This window comes from Streptomyces sp. Da 82-17 (assembly GCF_046098215.1).
GTDB lineage: Bacteria > Actinomycetota > Actinomycetes > Streptomycetales > Streptomycetaceae > Streptomyces.
On sequence record NZ_JBJURH010000004.1, the window covers coordinates 192,009 to 214,633 of the forward strand.

At 73.2% G+C, this 22,625-nt stretch carries 21 protein-coding genes; 10 read left to right on the forward strand and 11 right to left on the reverse strand.

What is annotated here, in order from left to right; all coding sequences use genetic code 11:
* Window positions 1-53: 53 nt before the first annotated feature.
* Together ACIDOF_RS08610 and ACIDOF_RS08615 are read left to right on the forward strand one after the other, a co-directional pair.
* Window positions 54-1,559, forward strand: coding sequence for an MFS transporter (locus ACIDOF_RS08610; protein WP_409005133.1), 1,506 nt, complete (start codon window positions 54-56; stop codon window positions 1,557-1,559).
* Between the two features lie 10 nt (window positions 1,560-1,569).
* A complete protein-coding gene (locus ACIDOF_RS08615; protein WP_409005134.1) occupies window positions 1,570-2,820 on the forward strand; it encodes a GNAT family N-acetyltransferase in 1,251 nt (416 codons plus the stop codon).
* Between the two features lie 374 nt (window positions 2,821-3,194).
* On the opposite strand, the gene ACIDOF_RS08620 is transcribed toward ACIDOF_RS08615, so the two are convergent.
* Together ACIDOF_RS08620 and ACIDOF_RS08625 are read right to left on the reverse strand one after the other, a co-directional pair.
* The gene (locus ACIDOF_RS08620) at window positions 3,195-3,671 is read right to left on the reverse strand and encodes a GNAT family N-acetyltransferase (RefSeq protein WP_409005135.1); all 477 of its coding nucleotides are present in this window, start codon (window positions 3,669-3,671) and stop codon (window positions 3,195-3,197) included.
* A gap of 31 nt (window positions 3,672-3,702) precedes the next feature.
* Entirely contained in the window at window positions 3,703-4,605 is a 903-nt protein-coding gene (locus ACIDOF_RS08625; RefSeq protein WP_409005347.1) for an aminoglycoside phosphotransferase family protein, read from the reverse strand.
* A gap of 197 nt (window positions 4,606-4,802) precedes the next feature.
* On the opposite strand from ACIDOF_RS08625, the gene ACIDOF_RS08630 reads away from it, so the two are divergent.
* Window positions 4,803-6,230: an NAD(P)/FAD-dependent oxidoreductase gene (locus ACIDOF_RS08630; protein ID WP_409005136.1), complete on the forward strand. Its 1,428-nt coding sequence runs from the start codon at window positions 4,803-4,805 to the stop codon at window positions 6,228-6,230.
* 117 nt (window positions 6,231-6,347) lie between these two features.
* On the opposite strand, the gene ACIDOF_RS08635 is transcribed toward ACIDOF_RS08630, so the two are convergent.
* The 3 genes from ACIDOF_RS08635 to ACIDOF_RS08645 are packed head-to-tail and all read right to left on the reverse strand — an operon-like array spanning window position 6,348 to window position 8,690.
* Complete coding sequence (locus tag ACIDOF_RS08635) at window positions 6,348-6,845, reverse strand: hypothetical protein (RefSeq protein WP_409005137.1); 498 nt, start codon at window positions 6,843-6,845, stop codon at window positions 6,348-6,350.
* Window positions 6,846-6,873: 28 nt separating this feature from the next.
* Window positions 6,874-7,500, reverse strand: a complete 627-nt coding sequence (locus ACIDOF_RS08640) for a response regulator (protein ID WP_409005138.1) — start codon at window positions 7,498-7,500, stop codon at window positions 6,874-6,876.
* The gene (locus ACIDOF_RS08645; protein ID WP_409005348.1) at window positions 7,497-8,690 is read right to left on the reverse strand and encodes a sensor histidine kinase; all 1,194 of its coding nucleotides are present in this window, start codon (window positions 8,688-8,690) and stop codon (window positions 7,497-7,499) included. Before ACIDOF_RS08645 ends, ACIDOF_RS08640 begins: the two co-directional genes overlap by 4 nt.
* Before the next feature lie 415 nt (window positions 8,691-9,105).
* Here ACIDOF_RS08645 and ACIDOF_RS08650 point away from each other — a divergent pair, with 415 nt between their 5' ends.
* The gene (locus tag ACIDOF_RS08650; protein WP_409005139.1) at window positions 9,106-9,660 is read left to right on the forward strand and encodes a GlcG/HbpS family heme-binding protein; all 555 of its coding nucleotides are present in this window, start codon (window positions 9,106-9,108) and stop codon (window positions 9,658-9,660) included.
* Between the two features lie 236 nt (window positions 9,661-9,896).
* Complete coding sequence (locus ACIDOF_RS08655; protein ID WP_409005349.1) at window positions 9,897-11,372, forward strand: M1 family metallopeptidase; 1,476 nt, start codon at window positions 9,897-9,899, stop codon at window positions 11,370-11,372.
* A 6-nt stretch (window positions 11,373-11,378) separates the two neighbouring features.
* On the opposite strand, the gene ACIDOF_RS08660 is transcribed toward ACIDOF_RS08655, so the two are convergent.
* The gene (locus ACIDOF_RS08660) at window positions 11,379-11,906 is read right to left on the reverse strand and encodes a GNAT family N-acetyltransferase (RefSeq protein ID WP_409005140.1); all 528 of its coding nucleotides are present in this window, start codon (window positions 11,904-11,906) and stop codon (window positions 11,379-11,381) included.
* Window positions 11,907-12,136: 230 nt separating this feature from the next.
* Window positions 12,137-12,712, reverse strand: coding sequence for a TerD family protein (locus ACIDOF_RS08665; protein WP_409005141.1), 576 nt, complete (start codon window positions 12,710-12,712; stop codon window positions 12,137-12,139).
* A 196-nt stretch (window positions 12,713-12,908) separates the two neighbouring features.
* On the opposite strand from ACIDOF_RS08665, the gene ACIDOF_RS08670 reads away from it, so the two are divergent.
* The 4 genes from ACIDOF_RS08670 (at window position 12,909) to ACIDOF_RS08685 (ending at window position 17,169) form a co-directional block, all read left to right on the forward strand.
* Window positions 12,909-13,973, forward strand: coding sequence for an ROK family protein (locus ACIDOF_RS08670; protein WP_409005142.1), 1,065 nt, complete (start codon window positions 12,909-12,911; stop codon window positions 13,971-13,973).
* Window positions 13,973-15,139 (forward strand): N-acetylglucosamine-6-phosphate deacetylase, encoded by a 1,167-nt coding sequence (gene nagA, locus ACIDOF_RS08675; RefSeq protein WP_409005143.1) that lies wholly within the window; start codon window positions 13,973-13,975, stop codon window positions 15,137-15,139. The genes ACIDOF_RS08670 and nagA overlap by 1 nt, the downstream gene beginning before the upstream one ends.
* Before the next feature lie 128 nt (window positions 15,140-15,267).
* Entirely contained in the window at window positions 15,268-16,197 is a 930-nt protein-coding gene (locus ACIDOF_RS08680; RefSeq protein WP_409005144.1) for a 1-phosphofructokinase family hexose kinase, read from the forward strand.
* A gap of 126 nt (window positions 16,198-16,323) precedes the next feature.
* The gene (locus ACIDOF_RS08685) at window positions 16,324-17,169 is read left to right on the forward strand and encodes a ketose-bisphosphate aldolase (protein ID WP_409005145.1); all 846 of its coding nucleotides are present in this window, start codon (window positions 16,324-16,326) and stop codon (window positions 17,167-17,169) included.
* Between the two features lie 19 nt (window positions 17,170-17,188).
* On the opposite strand, the gene ACIDOF_RS08690 is transcribed toward ACIDOF_RS08685, so the two are convergent.
* Window positions 17,189-18,130, reverse strand: coding sequence for a carbohydrate-binding protein (locus tag ACIDOF_RS08690; RefSeq protein ID WP_409005146.1), 942 nt, complete (start codon window positions 18,128-18,130; stop codon window positions 17,189-17,191).
* 119 nt (window positions 18,131-18,249) lie between these two features.
* A complete protein-coding gene (gene cdgB / locus ACIDOF_RS08695) occupies window positions 18,250-19,965 on the reverse strand; it encodes a diguanylate cyclase CdgB (protein WP_409005147.1) in 1,716 nt (571 codons plus the stop codon).
* Between the two features lie 402 nt (window positions 19,966-20,367).
* Here cdgB and ACIDOF_RS08700 point away from each other — a divergent pair, with 402 nt between their 5' ends.
* Entirely contained in the window at window positions 20,368-20,850 is a 483-nt protein-coding gene (locus ACIDOF_RS08700; protein ID WP_409005350.1) for a flavin reductase family protein, read from the forward strand.
* Window positions 20,851-21,033: 183 nt separating this feature from the next.
* Here ACIDOF_RS08700 and arfB read toward each other — a convergent pair whose 3' ends face one another.
* Window positions 21,034-21,462, reverse strand: coding sequence for an alternative ribosome rescue aminoacyl-tRNA hydrolase ArfB (gene arfB / locus ACIDOF_RS08705; RefSeq protein WP_409005148.1), 429 nt, complete (start codon window positions 21,460-21,462; stop codon window positions 21,034-21,036).
* 56 nt (window positions 21,463-21,518) lie between these two features.
* Window positions 21,519-22,418, reverse strand: a complete 900-nt coding sequence (locus ACIDOF_RS08710) for an SIS domain-containing protein (RefSeq protein WP_409005149.1) — start codon at window positions 22,416-22,418, stop codon at window positions 21,519-21,521.
* Window positions 22,419-22,625 lie beyond the last annotated feature (207 nt).

Sequence of the window (22,625 nt, forward strand, 5' to 3'; positions counted from 1 at the left end):
TGGCGCCCCGCCCGACAGGCAGGACCACGACCACCCGTGGTGTGCTGGAAAGCATGAGCTCGCCTCCGGAACCGGACGCTCGCCGCTGGTGGGGACTCGTCGTCATCGCGCTCGCCCAGCTGATGGTCGTCCTCGACGCGACCATCGTGAACATCGCCCTGCCCTCCGCCCAACGTGCCCTCGGCATGTCCGACGGCAACCGGCAGTGGGTGATCACCGCGTACACCCTCGCGTTCGGCGGTCTGCTGCTGCTCGGCGGCCGGATCGCCGACCTCGTCGGCCGGAAGCGGACGTTCGTGCTCGGGCTCGTCGGCTTCGCCGCCGCGTCCGCGCTCGGCGGCGCCGCATCGGGGCCCGGCATGCTGTTCGGGGCGCGCGCCCTGCAGGGCGTGTTCGCCGCGGTCCTCGCCCCGTCCGCGCTGTCGCTGCTGACCACGATGTTCAGCGACCCGAAGGAGCGCGGCAAGGCCTTCGGGATCTACGGCGCGATGGCCGGCGGCGGCTCCGCGATCGGGCTGCTCGCGGGCGGCCTGCTCACCGAGTACCTGGACTGGCGCTGGTGCCTGTACGTCAACGTCCCCATCGCCCTCGTCGCGCTGCTCGGCGCGTTCGCCGTGCTCCACGACCACCGGCCCGGCCACACCGGCGCCCGGCTCGACGTACCGGGTGTGCTGCTCGGCTGCGGCGGGCTCGTCGCGCTCGTGTACGGGTTCAGCGAGGCGCAGCCGCGCGGCTGGACCGACGGGCTCGTGCTCGGCCTGTTCGCCGGGGCCGTGGTGCTGCTCGCCGGGTTCGTCTGGTGGCAGACGCGCGCGCCGAGCCCGCTGCTGCCGCTGCACATCGTCCGGGACCGCGACCGCGCCGGCTGCTTCCTGACGATGGCGCTGGCGACGGTCGGCCTGTTCGGGATGTTCCTGTTCATGACGTACTACCTGCAGGGCGTCCTCGGCTACTCGCCGGTGAAGACGGGCCTCGCGTTCCTGCCGATGACGGCCGCGATCATCACCGGCTCCACGCAGGTCTCGGCCCGCCTCCTGCACCACGTGCCGCCGCGCGTCCTGATGGTCCCCGGCATGCTGCTCGCCGCGCTCGGCATGGTGCTGCTGACCGGCCTGACCGTCGAGGGCGAGTACGCGACGCACGTACTGCCGGGCATGCTGCTCACCGGGTTCGGCATGGGCCTGACGTTCATGCCGGTGTTCGCCACCGCCACCGCCGGAGTGGCCCCGCGGGACGCGGGCGTGACCTCGGCGACCGTCAACACCTCGCAGCAGGTGGGCGGTTCCATCGGCACGGCCCTCCTCAACACCATCGCCACCACCTCCGCCACCGCGTACGTCACGGCGCATCTGCGGGACCCCGCCGAGCGGGCCCGGGTCGCCGCCGAGGGCATGGTGCACGGCTTCACGGTGGCGATCTGGTGGGCCGCCGGGGTCATGGTCCTCGCCGGGCTCGTCGCGGGCCTGCTCGTCACGGCACGTGCGCCCCGGCATCTGACACCGCCCGCGGAGGGCGCGGCGGCCGAAAATGCCGATGCTCGTTCGGCTTACGGGAACTAACGTCCGGAATATGGAAAACCGTCCCACCCCCCGCACCCCCTGCGCCTCGGCCCTGAAGTTCCGGGAACTCCCCGAGGACGAGCTCGACGTCGCCCTCGACCTCGCCTACCTCGCGTTCCACGAGAAGCCCGAGCCCGAGCTGCGCGCCCACCACAAGGAACTGCTCCGCGGCTGCGTCCGCGTCGGCGCGTACGACGGCGACGAGCTGGTCGGCACCGTCTCCGCGCTGCCCTTCACGCTGTCCGTGCCGGGCGGTGAACTCCCCTGCCCCGGCGTGACGTTCGCGTGCGTGGCGCCCACGCACCGCAGGCGCGGCGCGCTCTCCGGGATGCTCGCCGAGCTGTTCGCGCGCTGCGCCGCCCAGGACTGGCCGCTGGCCGCGCTGTGGGCCTCCGAGTCCGTGATCTACGGCCGGTTCGGCTTCGGCGAGGGCACCCGCGCGGTCACCGTGGAGATCGACTCCGGCCGCCCGCTCGCCCTGCGCATCGCCCCCGACGACCGGCCGCTGTGCCTGATCGCCCCCGCCGACGCGCCCGCGGAGCTCGCCGCGTTCCACGACCGCACCCGCGCCGACCGGCCCGGCCGGATCGCCCGCACGCGCGCGTGGTGGGCGGAGGAGTGGATGAACGAGAAGGACGAGGACGAACCGGCGTACTCCCCTCCGCGGATCGTCGCCCTCGGCGAACCGCTCGCCGGGTACGCCATCTACCGGACGAAGCGCGACGACGACGGTCCCGGGCTCGTCCGCGTCGACGACCTGGAGGCCGAGTCCCCGGCCGCGGCCGCCGCGCTCTGGCAGTACCTCGCCGCCATCGACCTCACGGCCAAGGTACGGGCGTGGGGCCGGCCGGCCGACGACCCGCTGCTCCTCTTCGCCGCCGACCGCGACCAGGTCCGCGTCACCGCCGAGTTCCCCGCGCTGTGGCTGCGGCTCCTCGACGTCCGCGCGGCGCTGCTCGGCCGGTCGTACGCGGCGCCGGTCGACGTCGTCCTCGACGTGCACGACGCACACCTCCCCGCGAACTCGGGCCCCCACCGGCTGAGTTCGGACGCCTCCGGCAGCACGTCGTACGAGCCGACCCACGAGCCCGCCGACCTCGCCCTCGCGGTCCGTGACCTGGCGGCGTGCTACCTCGGCGCCACGACGCCGACGGCCCTCGTCCAGGCGGGCCTCGCCACGGAACACACCCCGGGCACGGCCCGATCCCTGACGGAGGCCCTGCGAGTGCCACGGCTTCCGCACACGACGGACACGTTCTAGCCGTCCGGCGGCGTCCGCCCGTCCGCGACGCCGTCGCAACCGCTCGCGCAGTTCCCCGCGCCCCTTTCGGGGCAGGTCCTGTCCCTTCGGGCGGCTGCCCGGCTGCCCCGCCGCGGTGGTTGCGCGCGCAGTTCCCCGCGCCCCTTTGGGGCACGTCCCCGCCCGCCCCGCTGTGGGTGGGCGGGGGTGAGGGCTCAATCCCACCCACCCACCTCGGTCCCCCCGCCGTCGCTGTGGGCAGGCGTTCCGCAGGGCGGAACGGGTGGGCACAGCGACGGCCACCACGATGGCGGGGAAGCCGAAAGACCGACCCCGGGAAGCCCCTCCGGCGCTTGAGGAGCGGGGGGCCGGGGGCGGAGCCCCCTGGGGGTGCCTTACGGAGAGGCCAGCTTGGCCAACGGCTCGTCCGTCAAGCGGTACACCGGCCACTCCGACTGCGCCCGCGCGCCCAACGCCTCGTAGAACCTGATGCTCGGCTCGTTCCAGTCGAGGACCGCCCACTCCAGCCGCTGGTAGCCGCGCGCAGCGCAGACCCGGGCCAGTTCGGCCATGAGGGCCTTGCCGTGGCCCCCGCCCCGCGCCTCGGGCCGCACGTACAGGTCCTCCATGTAGATCCCGTGCACCCCGCGCCACGTCGAGAACGTGAGGAACCACAGGGCGTAGCCGACGACGCGGCCGGTCGCGTCGTCCTCCGCCACGTGCGCGTACACCGCCGGCTGCTCGCCGAACAGGGCTGTGCGCAGGTCCTGTTCGGTGGCGCGGACCTCGTGCAGGGCCTTCTCGTAGTCGGCGAGCTCGCGGATCATCGCGTGGATCTCGGGTACGTCTTCGGCTGTCGCTGTGCGGATCATGCGCGCAGGTTAACCGGGCCGCCCCTCGCCCTCAGAGGCGTTTTTCGCGGACGAGATCGGCGATCGCCAGCTGCGCCGCGTCCAGCTCCGGCTCCTCGTCCTCGACGTTCCACAGCAGGTTCTGCAGGGCCCGGCCGAGGGTCCAGGACGCGGCGCGGGCCCGGTCGAGGTGCAGGGTCTCCGTCAACAGGTCGAAGCGGTACAGGACTTCGGCCGCGTCGAAGACGTCCCCGAGTTCGTTGAAGAGCGCCGGCATCAGGTCGAACCCGGGGTCCCCGGCGAGCGGCTTCGGGTCGATGGCCAGCCACGGTTCGCGTTCGGCGGCGAGGACGTTGTCGAAGTGCAGGTCCCAGTGGAGCAGCCGGTCGCCGGGCTGGTCCGCGACGTCCCGTACGGCGGAGGCGCAGGCCTGGAGGGTCGCGCGGGCCGGGCCGTGGGCCAGGGGCGAGCGGAGCGCGGACGGCACGGCGTCGAGCATGTCGTACGCGATGTCGCCGAGGCCGCGCAGGCCGGGCGGGGCGGGTACGGCGGTGAGTCGGGCGAGCAGCCCGGCGAGGATGCGGGTGGCCTCGCGGGTGTCGTCGAGGCTCGACAAGTGCCGCCGCTCGTCGAGCCGTTCGAGGAGCAGCGTGCAGGTCGCGGCGTCGTGGTCGAGGAGTCGTACGACCCCGTCCCCGGCCCACGCGGCGAGGCCGACGGGCTCGCCGGCGCTCTCCTCGTCGAGCAGCTGCAGTTTGAGCGCGGCCGGGGTGCCGTCGGCCCGCCGCACGGGCAGCACGAGCGAGGCCATCCCGTACATCGACGGGCCCGTGACCCGCAGCGCCCAGCGGTCCAGGAACTCGGCGGCGCGCCGCGGCAGCGCCTCGATGAAGGCACGGCCGGCCTCGCCGTTGAACTTGAGCTGGGTGCGGGCGAGTTCGTCGGGGATGCGGATGTCCGGGGTGGCCGGGGTGGCCGGGGCGGTCGGGGTGGTCGTACCGGGGTCGGGCGGCTCGGTCGTGTGGGTCACCCGGCCGATGCTAGGGGCAGGCTGCCGGCAGGGCCGAAGTTATCCACAGGCGGTCCGTCGGGGGCGCCCGAAGTTATCCACAGGGGTGCCGCGGCACGGGGCGACTCGGGTACGTTCCGGCCATGAACGACTCGGCGTCCAGCACCCTCAACGGCCACATCTCCCACTGGTTCCACGAGCACGGCCTGCCCGCGGCCCGCGAGCCCCTCACCGGGGACGCGACGGCCGACGTGTGCATCGTGGGCGGCGGCTACACGGGACTGTGGACGGCGTACTACCTGAAGAAGGCCGTGCCGTTCCTGCGGATCACGGTCCTGGAGCAGAAGTTCTGCGGCTACGGCGCGTCCGGGCGCAACGGCGGCTGGCTCTACAACGGCGTGGCGGGCCGCGACCGGTACGCGAAGCTGCACGGCCGGGACGCCGCCGTACGCCTCCAGGCCGCCATGAACGACACCGTCGCCGAGGTCGTCCGGGTCGCCGAGGAGGAGGGCATCGACGCGGACGTGCACCGCGGCGGCGTCCTCGAAGTGGCGTACACCCCGGCCCAGTTGACGCGCCTGCGCGCGTTCCACGAGGACGAGGTGGCGTACGGCGACCGGGAGCGGCTGCTGCTCGGCGCGCGCGAGACCGCCGAGCGCATACGGGTCGCCGGCGCCGTCGGCTCCACCTGGACCCCGCACGGCGCCCGGCTGAACCCGGCGAAGCTGGTCACCGGGCTCGCCGCGGTCGTCGACGCGCTGGGCGTCACCATCCACGAGTCGACGCCGGTCACGGAGATCAAGGCGAAGCACGCCGTCACGCCGTACGGCACGGTCCGCGCCCCGTACGTGCTGCGCTGCACCGAGGGGTTCACGGCCGCGTTGAAGGGGCTGCGGCGGGAGTGGCTGCCGATGAACTCGTCGATGATCGTGACCGAGCCGATCCCCGCCGAGCTGTGGAAGACCATCGGCTGGGAGGGCCGCGAGACCCTCGGCGACATGGCGCACGCGTACATGTACGCGCAGCGCACCGCCGACGACCGAATAGCGCTCGGCGGCCGCGGCGTGCCGTACCGCTACGGCTCCCGCACCGACAACGACGGCCGGACGCAGCCCGCCACGGTGGACGCGCTGCGGTCGCTGCTGGTCCGCTTCTTCCCGGCGCTCGCCCGCACGCGGATCGACCACGCCTGGTCGGGCGTCCTCGGCGTGCCCCGCGACTGGTGCGCGTCGGTCACCCTCGACCGGTCCAGCGGCCTCGGCTGGGCGGGCGGGTACGTCGGCTCGGGCGTCGCCACCGCCAACCTCGCGGCGCGCACGCTCTGCGATCTCGTACGGCAGGACTCAGGGCAGGGCACGGCGGGTGAGCTGGCCGAAGCCGGGCTGACGGAGTTGCCGTGGGTGAACCACAAGGTCCGCAAGTGGGAGCCGGAGCCGTTGCGGTGGCTGGGCGTCCAGTCCATGTACGCGGCGTACCGGACAGCTGATCGCCGGGAGGCGGGGGTGGGGTCCGCGTCCGCGGCCACGGACAGATTGGCGCTGTGGGCGGACCGGGTTTCGGGGCGCGCCTGAGGTTTCCCTGCCGGGGGTCGTTGCCCTTCTGCCGCGCCGTCGTGGCTGCTCGCGCCCCGCGGCGAAGCCGCTGATGTCACAGCCCCGCGCCCCTTTCGGGGCCCTCTTGGCCGGAGTTCAGATTCGGGGGAAGCGGGACTGGAGGTCCCAGATCGTCGGGTTCTCCGCCAGGTCCTCGTGGAGGTCGGTCAGGTCCGCGATCAGGTCGTGGAGGAAATCCCGGGCCTCCCGCCGCAGCTCGCTGTGGGAGAACGTCAGCGGCGGCTCGGAGCCGGGGAGCCATTCGCCCTCGACGTCCACCCACCCGAACCGCCGCTCGAACAGCATCCGGTCGCTGGACTCGGTGAAGTCGAGCTCGGCGTACTGCGGCCGGGAGGCGCGGCTGCCGAGCGGGTCGCGGTCGAGGCGCTCGACGATGTCGCACAGTGCCCACGCGAAGTCGAGCACCGGCACCCACCCCCAGGCTGTGGACAGTTCCCGGTCGGACTCGGTGTCCGCGAGGTACACGTCGCCGCAGAACAGGTCGTGCCGCAGTGCCCGCACGTCCGCCCGCCGGTAGTCGGTCTGGGGCGGGTCGGGGAAGCGGTTGGAGAGGGCGTATCCGATGTCGAGCACCTACGGATGGTGTCACGGCCCCGCAGGGCTACGGCAGCAGCCTGCGTTCCTTCGCCACGGCGACCGCTCCGGCGCGCGTGTCCACGCCCAACTTGTCGTAGATCCGGCCGAGATGGGTCTTCACGGTCGCCTCGCTGATGAACAGCGCCTTGGCGATGTCGCGGTTGCCGAGGCCGTGGGCGAGCTGGCCGAGGATGTCGAGCTCGCGGTCGGTCAGGGTCGGCTGGGGGCTGCGCATGCGGGCCATGACGCGGCTCGCGACGGGCGGGGAGAGCGTCGTACGGCCCTGTGCGGCGGCGTGGATCGCGGCGAACAGCTCGTCGGGCCGCTCCGCCTTCAGCAGGTAGCCGGTCGCGCCCGCCTCGATGGCGCGGGTGATGTCCGCGTCGGTGTCGTACGTGGTGAGCACCAGGACCCGTACGCCGGTGGGGGCGATCCGGCGGGTGGCCTCGACGCCGTCCATGCCCGCGCCGAGCTGGAGGTCCATGAGCACGACGTCCGGTTCGAGCTTCGCGGCCAGCGCGACCGCCTCCTCGCCGGTCCCGGCCTCCCCGGCGACCTCGATGTCGGGGGCGCTGCCGAGCAGGGCGAGCAGTCCGGCGCGGACGACGGCGTGGTCGTCGCAGAGCAGCACCCGTACGGGAGAGGTGGTCATCGGGGCTCCAGGGGGATCGCGGCGGACAGGACCGTGCCGTCGCCGGGGGCGGACTCGATGGTGAGGGTGCCACCGAGCTGGGCGACGCGTGCCCGGATCGCGGGAAGTCCGTGGCCCCGCACCCCGGAACCGGTTCCGGACGCCCGCGCTCCGGAGGACGCGCCCCCGGCGAGCGGGTCGAAGCCGCGGCCGTCGTCGGCGACGTCGAGGACGACCTGGTCGTCGAAGTAGACCAGCGTGAGGACGGCGGTGCGGGCCGCGGCGTGCTCGGTGACGTTGGCCAGCGCGCCCTGGGCGATGCGCAGCAGCGCCGACTGCACCCGGTCCGGCAGCGGCGCCGGGGTGCCCTCGACCCGGCAGCGGACGTCGAGCCCGTCCCGGGACTCCCGCTCGGCGAGCCCGTGCAGGGCCTGTTCGAGTCCGGCGCCGCCCGCGAGGTCGGCGGGGGCCAGGTCGTGCACGAAGCGGCGGGCCTCGGCGAGGTTCCGCTCGGCGAAGGACTCGGCGGTGCGGACGTGGGCGTGGGCGGTCTCCGGGTCGGTGTCCCACACCCGGTCGGCGGCCTGGAGCAGCATCTGCTGGCTGGACAGGCCCTGGGCGAGGGTGTCGTGGATCTCCATGGAGAGCCGCTGCCGCTCGGCGAGGGTGCCTTCGCGGCGTTCGGTCGCGGCGAGTTCGCGGCGGGTGCGGACCAGGTCGGCGATGACGGACTGCAGTCGTGCCGCCTGCCGTTGCGAGTGCACGAACACGGCGGTGGCGACGGCGGCGACGGCAGGCGGCGCGAACAGCAGGTTCGGGTCGAAGCCGGTGTTCACCCGCAGCTTCACCTGGGCCGCGACCACGAACACGGTGATCAGCGCGACCAGGAAGATCGCGGCGCCGGTGCGCAGGGTGCGGAGGCCGGTGTAGAACAGCGGCACCGCGCACCAGCCGAAGCTCGGCGCGAGGATCACCAGGGTCACCCAGATCCCCATGACGGCGGCGAGCCACAGCTTGTGCGAGGTGGTGGCGCCGCGGGCGGCGTACGGTCCGGGCGGCGGGTCCTTCGGGCCGAGCACGGGCCCGAGGACGTACAGCGTGGCGAGCGCGCCCGCGAACGTGATGACCCAGGGCGTGGCGGGGTCGGCGGGGTGGCGTAGCAGGAAGCGGGTCAGGGACGAGCCGAGGAGGACGAAGAACGCCACGTGCATGACGGCGGCGAGCCGCCGGTTGTCCCGCGCGGCGGCCCCGTGCACGAGGGTCTGCTGATCCTCGTCGTCCCGCGCGCCCGGCCCGTGCGCCGGGGTTCGCCGGTCCTCGTCGTCCCGCGCGGCCCCGTGCGCCAGGGGCTGTCGTTCTTCCCCGCGCGCCAGGGGCTGCTGCTCTTCCACGGGCCCATCGTCACCCACGAAGGTGCCGCCCGCATCAACCGATCGGTCGACCCCGCTGTCGACCGTCCCGCACGCAGGTCACAGCCGGTACGTCGACGGGGTGGGGCGGTCCGCGGCCCCACGATGGATGCAGAGCGACAAACGCTCCACCCACTGCGGGAACCGATCGGAAATCACCTCCCGCACTCCAACGTGCAGGCCTCCCACGCCGCCGCCAGAGAACGAGGAATCCGCCATGAAGAAGCTCTCCCTGCGTACCCGTGTCGTCACCGGTGCCGTCGCCGTCGCCGCCCTCGGTGCGGGCACCTTCGGCGCCGTCTCCGCGAACGCCGCGCCGGCCGAGTCCGTCGCCGCCGCCCCGGCCGCCGCTGCCGCCGCGTCGAACACGACGCAGTCGACGCACCTGACGATCGACGCCGCCACGAAGGCCGCGCAGGCCGCGCTCGACGCCGCGGAGAAGGAGAACCAGCGGGTGACCGTCGCGGTGGTCGACCGCAACGGCAACACCATCGTGACGCTGCGCGGTGACGGCGCGGGCCCGCAGTCGTACGAGTCGGCCGAGAAGAAGGCGTACACCGCCGTGTCCTGGAACGCCCCGACCTCCGAGCTGGCCAAGCGTCTGGAGCAGGCCCCGAACCTGAAGGACATCCCGGGCACCCTGTTCCTGGGCGGTGGCGCCCCGGTGACCGCGAAGAACGCCCCGATCGCGGGCATCGGTGTCGCGGGCGCCCCGTCCGGCGACCTCGACGAGAAGTTCGCCCAGGCGGGCGTCGCGGCCCTCGGCCGCTGACCCTCCACCTTCCCGGGCCGAGGCCGGGCGGCAGCGTCGCCGCCCGCCTCCTCGATCGGCGGCCGGGCACCACCTGCACCCCCCCGGTGCCCGGCCGCTCACCTCTTCGCCCCGCTCCCCGGTAGAACCGGACGAGCGGGGCGAACTGCTCGTACCGCCCATAAGATCGCCGTGTGACCCGCCCAGCGATACGCCCGGAGACACGCCAAGCGTCACGTCAGGCGTCCCGTCCCGCGATACGCCGATCCCTTCTCGTCCCCCTGGGCCTCACCGCCGCTCTCGCCCTCTCCGGCTGTTCCGGGGTGGGCGTCGGCGTGCAGGGCACCCCCGGCAGCGCGGGCCTGCGCGATCCGTACTTCCCCGACCTGGGCAACGGCGGCTACGACGTACGCCACTACGACCTCGGCCTCGACTACGACCCGGACTCCGGGCGGCTCGACGGCACCGCGGTGATCACGGCCCGGGCGACCCAGGACCTCAGCGCCTTCAACCTCGACCTGCACGGGCTCGACATCGCCTCCGTCACCGTCGAGGACGACCCGGCCCGCTTCAACCGGCAGCGCGACGAGGTGACCGTGCGCCCGCGGGACGAGCTGCGCTCGGGCGAGACGTTCCGCACGGTCGTCCGCTACTCCGGCGAGCCGCGCACGATCACCGACGCGGACGGCGCCGAGGAGGGCTGGCTGCGCACCGGCACGGGCGCCGTCGCCCTCGGCCAGCCGGCCGGTTCGAAGGCCTGGTTCCCCGGCAACCATCACCCCTCGGACAAGGCCGCGTACGACATCGAGGTGACCGTCCCGAAGGGCCTGCAGGCCTATTCCAACGGGGAGTTGCGAAGCGCCCGCACGCACGGCGGCCGGACGAGCTTCGTCTGGCGCAGCGGCGAGCCGATGGCGAGCTATCTGGCGACGGTCGCGATCGGTGCGTACGAGACCGGCACGTCCGTCGTCGAGGGAGTCGAGGGAGTCGACGGAGTCGAGGGAGTCGGGGGCGCGGGCCGCGGGGGCGGGCTTCCGGTGCGTACGGCGGTGGTGGCCGCGCAGGCCGAGGCGAGCGCGGGCGCCCTCGCGCGCATCCCGGACGTCGTGAAATGGGGCGAGCGGACCTTCGGGCCGTACCCGTTCTCCTCGGTCGGCGCGATCGTCGAGGAGGCGGGCGCGTCCGGGTACGCCCTGGAGACCCAGACCAGGCCGGTGTTCCCCGGCGCGCCCGGCGTCCAGCTGCTCGTGCACGAGCTGGCCCACCAGTGGTTCGGCGACTCGGTCACGCCGAAGTCCTGGCAGGACATGTGGCTCAACGAGGGCTTCGCCACGTACGCCGAGTGGCTGTGGAGCGAGGAGCACGGCGGCCGCACCGCGCAGCAGACGTTCGAGCAGGTCTACGCGGGCGAGGGGCCGTACGTCGACCACGCGATCGGCGGGCCCGCGGCGGCCGCGGCGATCTGGGACGAGCCGCCCGCGCGCCCCCGCGGCCCCGAGACGATCTCGGCGAGCCCCGTCTACTACCGGGGCGCGACCGTGATCCACAAGATCCGCCAGGCCGTGGGCGACGACCGCTTCCGCTCGATCGTGCGCGGCTGGACGAAGACGCACCGCCACGGCAACGCCTCCACCGCCGACTTCACGGCGTACGTGGAGCGGCAGGCGGGCAAGGACCTGGACGCGATCTGGGACGTGTGGCTGTACGGCGAGGGCCGCCCGCCGAAGCCGTGAACCTCCTTACGCGGCAGGCGCGTTGAGCTCCTTGCGCATCAGCACGCAGGGCCGCTGCTTCGCCAAGTCCTCGGCGTACCCGATGAGTTCGTAGCCCAGGTTGGTCCAGAACCAGCCCGCCTGGTCGTTGTTCTCCAGGATCGCCAGGCGTACGGCCGCACGGCCCGCGGTGCGGAAGCGGTCCTCGACCAGCTGGACGATGCGCCGCCCGACGCCGGTGCGGTGCAGCTTCGCGTCGACGAGGAGCAGGCCGATCCACGGGTCGGGGTCCTCCGGGTCCGGATGCTGCCCGAGCGTGATCGCGAGCCCGACGAGCCGGCCCTCGGAGCGGGCGAGCAGCACCTCGGCCGTGGGCTGCGCCAACTCGTCGGCGAGGGCCGTGGCGACCTGCTCGTTGGTGATGTGGTCCGGGTCGGGGAAGTCGCCGCTGAGGGCGAAGAACTCCCGGTTGGACGCGTACAGTTCGGTCACTTCGGTCAGCACGGTGCCGGGGAGGGCGCCGTCTTCGAGGACCGGGATCTGGTCGAGGATCATGCGGGAAGGCTAGTCGCAGGGTTCCGGTGCGGGTTGGTCGAGGTTCCACGCGCCGTGGGGGTGCCGGTTTCGTCGCCGGGTGCGCATCTCAGGGGCGCGGGGAACTGCGCGACCAGCCCAGGACGGCCCGCACCCGGCGACGAAAGCCACGCACCCCGGACCGTGGGGGAGGCACGGAAAGAGGGCCCCGGTCCGACGACCAGAGCCCCCTTCGCGCGCCGCGGCAAACCTCAGATGTTCACGCCGAAGTCCTGAGCAATGCCGGCCAGGCCGGACGCGTAGCCCTGGCCGACCGCGCGGAACTTCCAGTCCGCGCCGTTGCGGTACAGCTCGCCGAAGACCATCGCGGTCTCGGTCGCGGCGTCCTCGGAGAGGTCGTAGCGAGCGATCTCGGCGCCGCCGGCCTGGTTCAGGATGCGGATGTACGCATTGCGGACCTGGCCGAAGTTCTGCGAGCGGGACTCGGCGTCGTAGATGGAGACCGGGAAGACGATCTTGTCGATCTCGGCCGGGAGGCCCGCCAGGTTGACGTTGATCGCCTCGTCGTCGCCCGCGCCCTCGCCGGTGCGGTTGTCGCCGGTGTGGACGATGGTCTGGTCCGGCGACTGCTTGTTGTTGAAGAAGACGAAGTGGCCGTCCGTGAAGACCTTGCCGTCGGCCTTGACCGCGATCGCGGAGGCGTCCAGGTCGAAGTCGGTGCCGGTGGTCGTACGGACGTCCCAGCCGAGGCCCACCGTGACGGCGGTCAGGCCCGGAGCCTCCTTGGTGAGCGAGACGTTGCCACCCTTGGACAGGCTTACAGCCATGGAAGTTCCCCTCTGAGTGCTGCGGTGCTACGGGCTTCGTACCGAGGACGAAGCTGTCGACGACGAAGCTACCGTCACCCGCACTAACGCCGTGGGGGGACCGCGAGGTTCCAGTCCTCCCCACTTTCTTTGCCGGTACCGCCCTGTCTCGTGAAGTGGACTAGACCTTTCGCGGGGAGCGGGCCAGACTGTCGGAGTGACTGCATCCACCCGGGGGACGGCCCCCGGCTCCCCGGCCGCACGGCACGTCATCGCCCTGGACGTGGGCGGCACCGGCATGAAGGCCGCCCTGATCGCCCCGGACGGCGCCGTCCTGCACGAGGCCCGCCGCGCCACCGGCCGGGAGCGCGGCCCCGAGGCCGTCGTCGAGTCGATCCTCGACTTCGCCGCCGAGCTGCGCGCGTACGGCGAGGAGCACTTCGGCGTTCCCGCCGCCGCGGCCGGCGTCGCCGTGCCCGGCATCGTCGACGCCGAGCGGGGCATCGCCGTGTACGCCGCCAACCTCGGCTGGCGCGACCTGCCGCTGCGCGATCTGCTCGGCGCCCGCATCGGCGTGCCCGTCGCCCTCGGCCACGACGTCCGCACCGGCGGCCTCGCCGAGGGCCGGGTCGGGGCGGGCCGCGGCGCCGACCGGTTCCTGTTCCTGCCGCTCGGCACCGGGATCGCCGGCGCCATCGGCATCGACGGCGGGATCGAGCCGGGCGCGCACGGGTACGCGGGCGAGATCGGGCACATCGTCGTCCGCCCCGGCGGCCCCCTCTGCGGCTGCGGTCAGCGCGGCTGCCTGGAGCGGCTCGCGTCCGCCGCCGCCGTCAGCCGCGCCTGGGCGGAGGCGAGCGGCGACCCGGACGCGGACGCCGCGGACTGCGCGAAGGCCGTCGAGTCGGGCGACCCGCGCGCCCGCGAGGTCTGGCAGGACGCGATCGACGCGCTCGCCGACGGCCTGGTCACCGCCGTCACCCTGCTCGACCCGCGCACGCTCATCATCGGTGGCGGACTCGCCGAAGCCGGGGAAACCTTGTTCACACCGCTGCGGGCGGCGCTCGAACGCCGCGTCACGTTCCAGAAGCTGCCCGACGTCGTCCCCGCCGCCCTCGGCGACACCGCGGGCTGCCTGGGCGCGGGCCTCCTCGCCTGGGACCTGCTCGCCGCCCGCACCCCCGTGCCCACGCAGCCCGACCGACCCGGGCAACCGAACAGCCCCGACCGACCGAACAGCCCCGACCGACCGACCGGACCGTCCTCGGAGGTAACCGCCTGATGGCCGCACGCAAGGTACTCACCGGCGCCCGGGTGGTGCTGCCCACCGGAACCGTCACCGACGGCCGGGTCATCGTCGACGAGCGCGGCCGGATCGCCGGGCACGCGCACGAGGGCGACGCCACCGTCGACCTGGCGGGCCACTGGGTCGTACCCGGCTTCGTGGACATGCACAACCACGGCGGCGGCGGGGCCTCGTTCACGTCCGGCACCGAGGACGAGGTGCTGCAGGGCGTCCGTACGCACCGCGAGCACGGTACGACCACCCTCGTCGCCTCCACCGTCACCGGCGAGCTCGACTTCCTCGCGCAGCGCGCCGGGTTCCTCGCGGACCTCGCCGAGCAGGGCGAGATCGCCGGCATCCACTTCGAGGGCCCGTTCATCTCGCCCTGCCGCAAGGGCGCCCACAGCGAGGCCCTGCTCCGCGACCCGGACCCGGCCGACGTGCGCAAGCTCATCGACGCCGCGCGCGGCCAGGCCCGCATGCTCACCCTCGCCCCCGAACTCCCCGGCGGCGTCGACTCCGTACGGCTGCTCGCCGAGCACGGCGTCCTCGCCGCGGTCGGCCACACCGACGGCTCGTACGACCAGACCCTCGCGGCCATCGACGCGGGCGCGACCGTCGCCACGCACCTCTACAACGCGATGCCCGCGCTCGGGCACCGCGCGCCGGGGCCGATCGCCGCGCTCCTGGAGGACGAGCGGGTCACCGTCGAGCTGATCAACGACGGCACCCACCTCCACCCCGCCTCCTTCCAGCTCGCCTTCCACCACGCGGGCCCGGACCGGGTCGCGCTGATCACCGACGCGATGGACGCGGCCGGGTTCGGCGACGGCCGGTACATGCTCGGCCCGCTGGCGGTCGAAGTGAAGGACAGCGTGGCGCGGCTCGTCGAGGGCGGCTCCATCGCGGGCTCCACGCTCACCCTCGACCGGGCGTTCAAGCGCGCCGTGACCGTCGACAGGCTGCCCGTGGAGGACGTCGTCCGCACCATCTCCGCCAACCCGGCGAAGCTCCTCGGCGTGTACGACCGGGTGGGCTCCCTGGAACCCGGCAAGGACGCCGACCTGGTCGTCCTCGACGAGAACTTCGACGTCGCGGGCGTGATGCGCAAGGGCGACTGGCTCATCGCCCCGGTTGCCCCCGGAGCGGCACAACTGGGCTGATCTGTCCGCCGGTTGAGACGGGAACGGTTGGCCCGGGGGCCGAAGAACCTCTAGGCCAACCGCCGCCCACCTGGCATGATCAGGGCCCGGCACGCGCACGTACGTACGACTTCCGGGGGAGGCCGCACGTGATCCTCACGGTCACGCTCAACACCGCCCTGGACATCACGTACCGCGTCCCGCGCCTCACCCCGCACACCTCGCACCGCGTCGGCGACGTCACCGAACGGCCCGGCGGCAAGGGCCTGAACGTCGCCCGGGTGCTTGCCGCGCTCGGCCGGCCCGTCACCGTCACCGGCTTCGCGGGCGGCGCCACCGGGGCCGCGCTGCGCGCTCAGCTCGCCGAGGCGCCGGGCGTGCGGGACGCGCTGCTTGACGTGGCCGGGCGGACCCGCCGCACCGTCGCCGTCGTCGACGAGCGCACCGGCGACACCACCCAGCTCAACGAGCCCGGCCCGCTGATCACGCCCGACGAGTGGTCCCGATTCCGCACCGCCTACGAGGAGTTGCTGGCCTCGGCCGACGCGGTGGCCCTGTGCGGCAGCCTGCCGCCCGGCGTGCCCGTCGGCGCGTACGCGCAGCTGGTGCGCGCCGCCCGCGCCGTGCACGTGCCCGTGCTCCTGGACACCAGCGGCGAGCCGCTGCGCCGGGGCATCGCCGCCCGCCCGGACGTGGTCAAGCCCAACGCGGACGAGCTGGCCGAACTCACCGGTTCCCACGAGCCGTTGCGCGCCACCCGGGACGCCCGGCGGCGCGGCGCCCACGCCGTCGTCGCCTCCCTCGGCACGGACGGTCTGCTCGCCGCGACCCCGGACGGCGCCTGGCAGGCCGTCCCGCCCGCGCGGGTCCGCGGCAACCCGACGGGCGCGGGGGACTCGGCGGTGGCGGCCCTCGTCGCGGGCCTGGCGGACCTGGAACCCTGGCCGGCCCTCCTGACCCGCGCCGTCGCCCTCTCGGCGGCGACCGTACTGGCCCCGGTGGCGGGGGAGTTCGACGCGAAGGCGTACGAGGAGTTCCTGGCGAAGGTGTCGGTGACGGAACGCGCGGGTGCGGCGTGAACGGCACCGCCAGGGGCGCGGGGAACTGCGCGACCAGCCACGACGGACCCGCAGCCGGGACCGGACCGGCTCAGGAACCGCACCCGGCAACGCACCGCAACCACTAGGCCCACCCAAGGGGACCCCATGCCGCTAGTGAGTACGGCCGAACTCGTAAGCCACGCCCAAGCACAGCGCAGCGCCCTCGCCGCGTTCAACGTCATCACCCTCGAACACGCCGAGGCCATCGCCGCGGGCGCGGAACGGGCCGGGCGCCCCGCCGTCCTGCAGCTCTCCGAGAACGCCGTGAAGTTCCACGGCGGCCGCCTCGCCCCGATCGCCGCGGCAGCCTCCGCCGTGGCCCGCGCCTCCTCCGCCCGTCTCGCCCTGCACCTGGACCATGTCACCGACGTGGACCTGCTGCGCGCCGCGCACCCGGAGGGCATCAGCTCGGTGATGTTCGACGCGTCCCGGCTGTCGTACGCGGAGAACGTCAAGTCCACGGCGGAAGCGGTGCGTTGGGGGCACGAGCGGGGCATCTGGATCGAGGCCGAGCTCGGCAAGGTCGGCGGCAAGGAGGGCGAGCCCCCGCTGGACGCGCACGCCCCGGGGGTACGGACGGACCCGGGCGAGGCGGCCGCGTACGTCGCTGACACCGGGGTGGACGCCCTGGCCGTCGCCGTGGGCTCCTCGCACGCGATGACGGAGCGGACGGCGGCCCTGGACCACGCGCTGATCGCCCGGCTGCGGGAGGCCGTGCCCGTACCGCTGGTGCTGCACGGCTCAAGTGGCGTACCGGACACGGAAATCCGGCAGGCGGTCGCCGCCGGCATGGTGAAGATCAACGTGGGGACGGCGCTCAACACGGCCTTCACCGGCGCCGCCCGCGAGTTCCTGGAGGCCCACCCGTCGACGGTCGACCCCCGGAAATACCTCGCCCCCGCTCGCGAGGCGATGACGGGGACGGTGGCGCACTTCCTGGGCCTGCTGTGAGGCCCCGTGTGCGAGGGCGCTAGCGCCAGCCGGCGCTCAGCGACAGCTGGTCGAGATAGGCGTCGCACTGATCTCCGCTCTCGCAGGAGATCTTGATCGTGTTGGTGCCCTTGGTGAGCTGGATGTTGGCCCAGGTGTTGGTCCAGCCCTTCGCCCAGTCGCCTTCCTCGGCGCCGGCGAAGTTGCTCATGTTCAGCTTGCGGTCCTGCTGCTTGCCGTTGACGGTCAGCGTCGTCTTCTGGTCCTTGCCGGGCACGCCGTACTGGACGTGCAGCGTGTACTTGCCGTCCTTCGGGATGCCGTTGAAGGTCCAAGTGGCCGACGCGCCGGGGGTGTTGAGGCCCTGGACGTACGTGCCGGACTTGGCGCCCTGGACGTCGGAGGCCGTGGTCGTGCCGCCCGCGAGGGTGAGCGCCTTGGCGTCCTCCTTCGGCAGCTCGACCTTCTCGGGCTCCTTGGACGGCTCGGTGTTCGGCTCGTCTCCGCCGCCGTCGCCGCCGGCGGTGTCGGCCGAACCGGCCTGGTTGGAGCCGGAGTCGGGATCGTCGCCGCTGTTGCTGAGCATGGCCGCGCCGATGCCGACGACGACGGCGGCGACGACCGCGATCGCGCCGATCAGCAGGCCCTTGGTGTTGGGGCCGCGGCCGCCGCGCTGGTCGGCGGGGGGTGCGGCGCGGCGGGTGTGCTGCCCGCCGGGCAGGGTCTCGGGCGCGGCGTAGTGCGCGTTCTGCTGCGGCACCTGGCCGGGGGCGGCGCCGGGTCCGGCCGCGGCGCCCTGCTGCCCGTACTGCCGCTCGCCGACGGTGCGGACCTGCTGGAACGAGGAGCTGCGCCCGGGGTAGCCGTATCCGCCGCCGCCCCCGCCGGGCGGGGTGGCGCCGGCCGCCTGGCCGTCGGCGTAGAGGTAGCCGAACGGGTCGTCGTCCTGGGGCTGGCTCGCGCCGTTGTTGCCGGCCGTCATCCCTCGGTCACTCCTCATGCAGATCGAGTACGGGGCCACAGATGTCCAATTGGGCGAGCCTACACGTGCAGGCCGGGCCGCAATCGCGACGTATCTCTCACCACCGCGCTGACCTGCGGTTATCCGGCCCGCCTGTGCTGTTTGGCACGAGAACGTTTCTCGATGTACATCCTTTGGTCGGCGGACTGCAGCACTTCCTCCGCCGACATCCCGCAGTGCGCCCAGCCGATCCCGAAGCTCGCGCCGACCCGCACGGCCCGCCCGTCGACCCGGATCGGCGGGATGATCGCGTTCCGCAGCCGCACGGCGAGGTCGGCGGCGTCGGCCCGGCCGAGCCCGTCGGCGAGGACCACGAACTCGTCGCCGCCGAGCCGGGCGACGGTGTCCCCGTCCCGTACGCCGCTGGTGAGACGGCGGGCGACCTCGATGAGGACGGCGTCGCCGGTGTGGTGCCCGAAGCGGTCGTTGATCGACTTGAAGCCGTCGAGGTCGCAGAAGAGGACGGCGAGGCCCTTCGTGCCGTCGTCGGTGTCGCCCTCGGGCGCGACGGTGTGCACGTGGTGGTCGAAGGCCTCCAGCCCGTGCCCGCCGTGTCCCATGCTCGCGCCGGGGTACGAGCCGTGCCCGTTGCTGTCGTACGCGTCGTGGCTGTCGTACACGTCCGGGACCGCGAAGCCGTCGGGGGTCTCGTACGCGGGCAGGGAGCCGTACGCCGCGTCCAGGGCGTGGGCGGTCTCCTGGGCGCCGGGCGGGCGCTGGCAGATGCGGGCGCTCAGCCGGGAGCGCAGCTCGGCGGAGTTGGGCAGCCCGGTGAGGGAGTCGTGCGAGGCGCGGTGCGCGAGCTGCAGTTCGCGGCGCTTGCGCTCCTCGATGTCCTCGACGTGGGTGAGCAGGAACCGCGGGCCGTCGGCGGCGTCGGCCACGACGGAGTTCCGCAGCGAGACCCACAGGTACGTGCCGTCGCGCCGCCCGAGCCGCAGCTCGGCCCGGCCGCCTTCGGCGGAGGTGCGCAGCAGGGTGCCGATGTCCTCGGGGTGCACGAGGTCGGAGAACGAGTACCGGCGCATCGCGGAGGCGGGTCGGCCGAGGAGCCGGCACAGGGCGTCGTTGGTGCGCAGGATGCGGCCGTGCTGGTCGCCGCCCATCTCGGCGATGGCCATGCCGCTCGGCGCGTACTCGAAGGCCTGCCGGAACGACTCCTCGCTGGCCCGCAGCGCCTGCTGTTCCCGCTCCAGCCGGACCAGGGCGCGCTGCATGTTTGCTCGGAGCCGGGCGTTACTGATTGCAATGGCGGCCTGCGAGGCGTACATCTGCAGGGCCTCGCGCCCCCAGGCGCCGGGGTGGCGTCCGTTGCGCGGCCGGTCCACGGAGATGACGCCGAGGAGCTCGCCGCCGGCGGCGCCGCTCGCGTACATGGGGGCGTAGAGGCGGTCCAGGGGGTGCCACTCGTCCTCGAAGCGCGGCTCGGGGCCCTCGGTGTGCCACTGCGGGACGTCGTCCTCGATGAGCGACCAGCCCTCGTTGTGCGGGATGAAGCGGAGCGAGCCCCACTCCTGGCCCATCGAGAGCCGGCGCTCCCAGGACTCCCTGGAGCCGACCCGGCCGGTGATCAGGGCCTCGGCGGCGGCACTGCCCGCGAACGCGGCGACGACGAGGTCTCCGTCGGGGCGTACGAGATTGACGCACGCGAGCTCGTACCCGAGTCCTTGCACCACGCCGTCGGCGACGGTCTGCAGGGTGTCGGCGAGGCTGCGCGCCGTGTTCAGCTCCGCGACCACCTGGTGCAGCTGCCGCAGGGTCGCAAGACGGACGTAAGGCTCCGACTCGGTCTCCATGCTCGCTCTCCCCGAGACCTCGACAGCAACTCCTGGATTCGTGGTGCCCTTAGTGTCTGATTGCCTCCGATTGCCTCCGCCACTGAATCACAGCGAGCTGCTCACTCGGTACACAGGGTCAACAAAATATGGACCCTGTGACTCAAGTCACAAGCGAGGTGAACGGGTGGCAGGGGGGCGGTGGATCTCCGCGTACGTTTCCTGAACGCAAAGCGCTTGGCAGGGACATCTTTCAGCCGGGCGCGGTCCGGGCGCGGGTCCCGGGCCCCCGTCCGGGGGTGTAGGCGGTCTCGGTCCGGGGGCCGATGCGGGCGGCGGGCGGGCGGAGCTAGCGTCTTTGGCGTGTCCACCGTGCTGAAGTCTCATCCTGTTGGGGTGAGCAACGAAGAGTTCCGTGCCGCCATGTCCCGGCTCGCCGCCGGCGTCGTCCTCGTCACCGCACGTGAGGACGAGCTCGGCGAGGGCGGCCCCGCGGCGGAGGACGTCGGCATGACGGCGACGGCGTTCATGTCCGTCTCCCTCGACCCGCCGCTGGTCCTCGTCAGCCTGCGGGAGGGGTCCCGGATGGACGACCTGCTCGCGGAGCAGCCGCGCTGGGGCGTCTCGGTGCTCGCCGAGAGCCAGCGGCACATCGCGGGCCGCTTCGCGATGAAGGGCCGCATCAGCGACCGGCTCCTCTTCGAGGACCTCCCGTACGTACGGGGTACGGAGTCGGGCGCCCCGTTGCTCGGCGGGGCACTGGCGACGCTGGAGTGCGAGACGGAACAGCGGGTCGAGGCGGGCGACCACACCCTGGTCGTAGGCCGAGTCCTCACCGCCGCCTTCCCCTCCGCCGACGGCAACCCGCTGCTCTACTTCAAGGGGCGATACCGGCAGTTGGGGTAGGGGGTGCCACCTGCACCTGGCCGTCGACCCTCGCCCCGTTCCCGCGCCCGTCCGCCCCGCCCGGCCCGGGCCCCGGGCGCCGTGCGTCGCACCGCATCCCAACGCGGCGAGCGCCCCGAATGGTTGACCATCTTCTGAAGGCGACGAGTCAACCCCGCAGCCCGAACGCCTGAGCCTCGACGGTCAGCCCCAGTCCCGGCCCGAGCGACCCCGCTTGGTCTCCGAGCGGGCCTTCTTCTCGCGCAGGCGGCGTTCGTTGATGCCGCGGGGAATCTTCGTCTTGCGGCGTGGACGGGGCGGTGGGGCCGTGGCCTCGCCGAGGAGGGACGCCAGGCGGGTCGCCGCCGTCTCGCGGTTGCGCCACTGGGAGCGGTGCTCGGACGCCCGGACCGTCACCACGCCGTCGACCAGGCGGGACGCCAGCCGTTCCAGCGCGCGGGCCTTCCACACCTCCGGCAGCGCCTGCGTCCTCGCGAGGTCGAACCTCAACTCCACCTGCGAGTCGGACGTGTTGACGTGCTGACCGCCCGGTCCGGACGAGCGGGAGAAACGCCACATGAGCTCGGCCTCCGGCAGGACGACCGAGCCGCGGATGACGTAAGGCCCTGGCATGCCCCCATCGTCGCGTGCCCAGGGCCTCCACGTCATCCCAATAACTCAGGCGAGGTTCACGCCAGGATCACGCTCCGCGTCAGGTTCCGCGGCCGGTCCGGGTCGTAGCCCTTGGACTCGGCGAGCGCCACCGCGAGGCGCTGTGCGCGGATCAGGTCGGCCAGCGGGTCGGTCTCCTGGCGGGCGACGAGATGGCCGCCGACCCGGTCCACGTCACCGGCGAGCCCCTCGGGCAGCGTGCCGAACATCCAGGCCACGCGGCCGGGGCCGGTGATGGAGATGGGGCCGTGGCGGTACTCCATCGCCGGGTAGGACTCGGTCCACGCGCCCGCCGCCTCGCGCATCTTGAGGCCGGCCTCCAGGGCGAGCCCGTACGTCCAGCCGCGGCCCAGGAACGTCCACTGCTCCGCGCCGAGCACCGCCTCCGGGAGGGGTTCGGTGACCGCCAGCTCGGCGTCCACCGCGGCCTCGGCGACCGGCTTCACGCCGAGGGCCGACAGGTCGCCGAGGCCTGCCCGCAGGAACGCGAGCGCGGTCGTCGCGAAGCGGGTCTGGACAACGGACTCCTCGTCGGCGAAGTCCAGGACGGCCACCGCGTCGGCGGCGTCCATCACCGGGGTCTTCGGGTCGGCGGTGAGCGCGGTCGTCGGCACCGAGCCCTTCAGCGAGCTCAGCAGTTCCAGGACTTCAGTCGTCGTACCGGAGCGCGTGATCGCCACGACCCGGTCGTACGAGCGGCCCACCGGGAACTCCGACGACGCGAACGCGTCCGTCTCGCCCTGCCCGGCCGCCTCGCGCAGGGCGGCGTACGCGATGGCCATGAACCAGGACGTGCCGCAGCCGGTGACGGCCACCCGCTCGCCGGGGCGCGGCAGCCCGTCGAACGCGGCCGCGGCCTCGGCCGCTCGGCGCCAGCAGGCGGGCTGGGTGGCTATTTCTGCTGCGGTGCGTGACATGTGCGGCGGCTCCTCGCGAGCGACGGGACGTACAGCGACGGGATGTACTCGGTACTCGGCAGAACGTGTCGTGCATAGCAGCAGCTCGGGGCGCTCGGCAACGGTGGCCCCTCGTTGCCGAAGCGAGATCTGAGTGGTGTAGACCTTGTGTGCGAACTGGGGGCAAACTCTCGGTTCCGACGCGTACGACAGCCGCCGTACCGGACG

Excerpts from the sequence above, each read along its gene's own strand:
- ACIDOF_RS08710 (WP_409005149.1), bottom strand. The coding sequence starts at position 22,418 with ATGTCACGCACCGCAGCAGAAATAGCCACCCAGCCCGCCTGCTGGCGC.
- ACIDOF_RS08620 (WP_409005135.1), bottom strand. The coding sequence starts at position 3,671 with ATGATCCGCACAGCGACAGCCGAAGACGTACCCGAGATCCACGCGATG.
- cdgB (WP_409005147.1), bottom strand. The coding sequence starts at position 19,965 with ATGGAGACCGAGTCGGAGCCTTACGTCCGTCTTGCGACCCTGCGGCAG.
- ACIDOF_RS08665 (WP_409005141.1), bottom strand. The coding sequence starts at position 12,712 with ATGGCTGTAAGCCTGTCCAAGGGTGGCAACGTCTCGCTCACCAAGGAG.
- ACIDOF_RS08700 (WP_409005350.1), top strand. The coding sequence starts at position 20,368 with ATGTCCCGGCTCGCCGCCGGCGTCGTCCTCGTCACCGCACGTGAGGAC.
- ACIDOF_RS08615 (WP_409005134.1), top strand. The coding sequence starts at position 1,570 with ATGGAAAACCGTCCCACCCCCCGCACCCCCTGCGCCTCGGCCCTGAAG.
- ACIDOF_RS08660 (WP_409005140.1), bottom strand. The coding sequence starts at position 11,906 with ATGATCCTCGACCAGATCCCGGTCCTCGAAGACGGCGCCCTCCCCGGC.
- ACIDOF_RS08690 (WP_409005146.1), bottom strand. The coding sequence starts at position 18,130 with ATGACGGCCGGCAACAACGGCGCGAGCCAGCCCCAGGACGACGACCCG.
- ACIDOF_RS08685 (WP_409005145.1), top strand. The coding sequence starts at position 16,324 with ATGCCGCTAGTGAGTACGGCCGAACTCGTAAGCCACGCCCAAGCACAG.
- arfB (WP_409005148.1), bottom strand. The coding sequence starts at position 21,462 with ATGCCAGGGCCTTACGTCATCCGCGGCTCGGTCGTCCTGCCGGAGGCC.
- ACIDOF_RS08640 (WP_409005138.1), bottom strand. The coding sequence starts at position 7,500 with ATGACCACCTCTCCCGTACGGGTGCTGCTCTGCGACGACCACGCCGTC.
- ACIDOF_RS08650 (WP_409005139.1), top strand. The coding sequence starts at position 9,106 with ATGAAGAAGCTCTCCCTGCGTACCCGTGTCGTCACCGGTGCCGTCGCC.
- ACIDOF_RS08610 (WP_409005133.1), top strand. The coding sequence starts at position 54 with ATGAGCTCGCCTCCGGAACCGGACGCTCGCCGCTGGTGGGGACTCGTC.
- ACIDOF_RS08645 (WP_409005348.1), bottom strand. The coding sequence starts at position 8,690 with ATGCACGTGGCGTTCTTCGTCCTCCTCGGCTCGTCCCTGACCCGCTTC.
- nagA (WP_409005143.1), top strand. The coding sequence starts at position 13,973 with ATGGCCGCACGCAAGGTACTCACCGGCGCCCGGGTGGTGCTGCCCACC.
- ACIDOF_RS08630 (WP_409005136.1), top strand. The coding sequence starts at position 4,803 with ATGAACGACTCGGCGTCCAGCACCCTCAACGGCCACATCTCCCACTGG.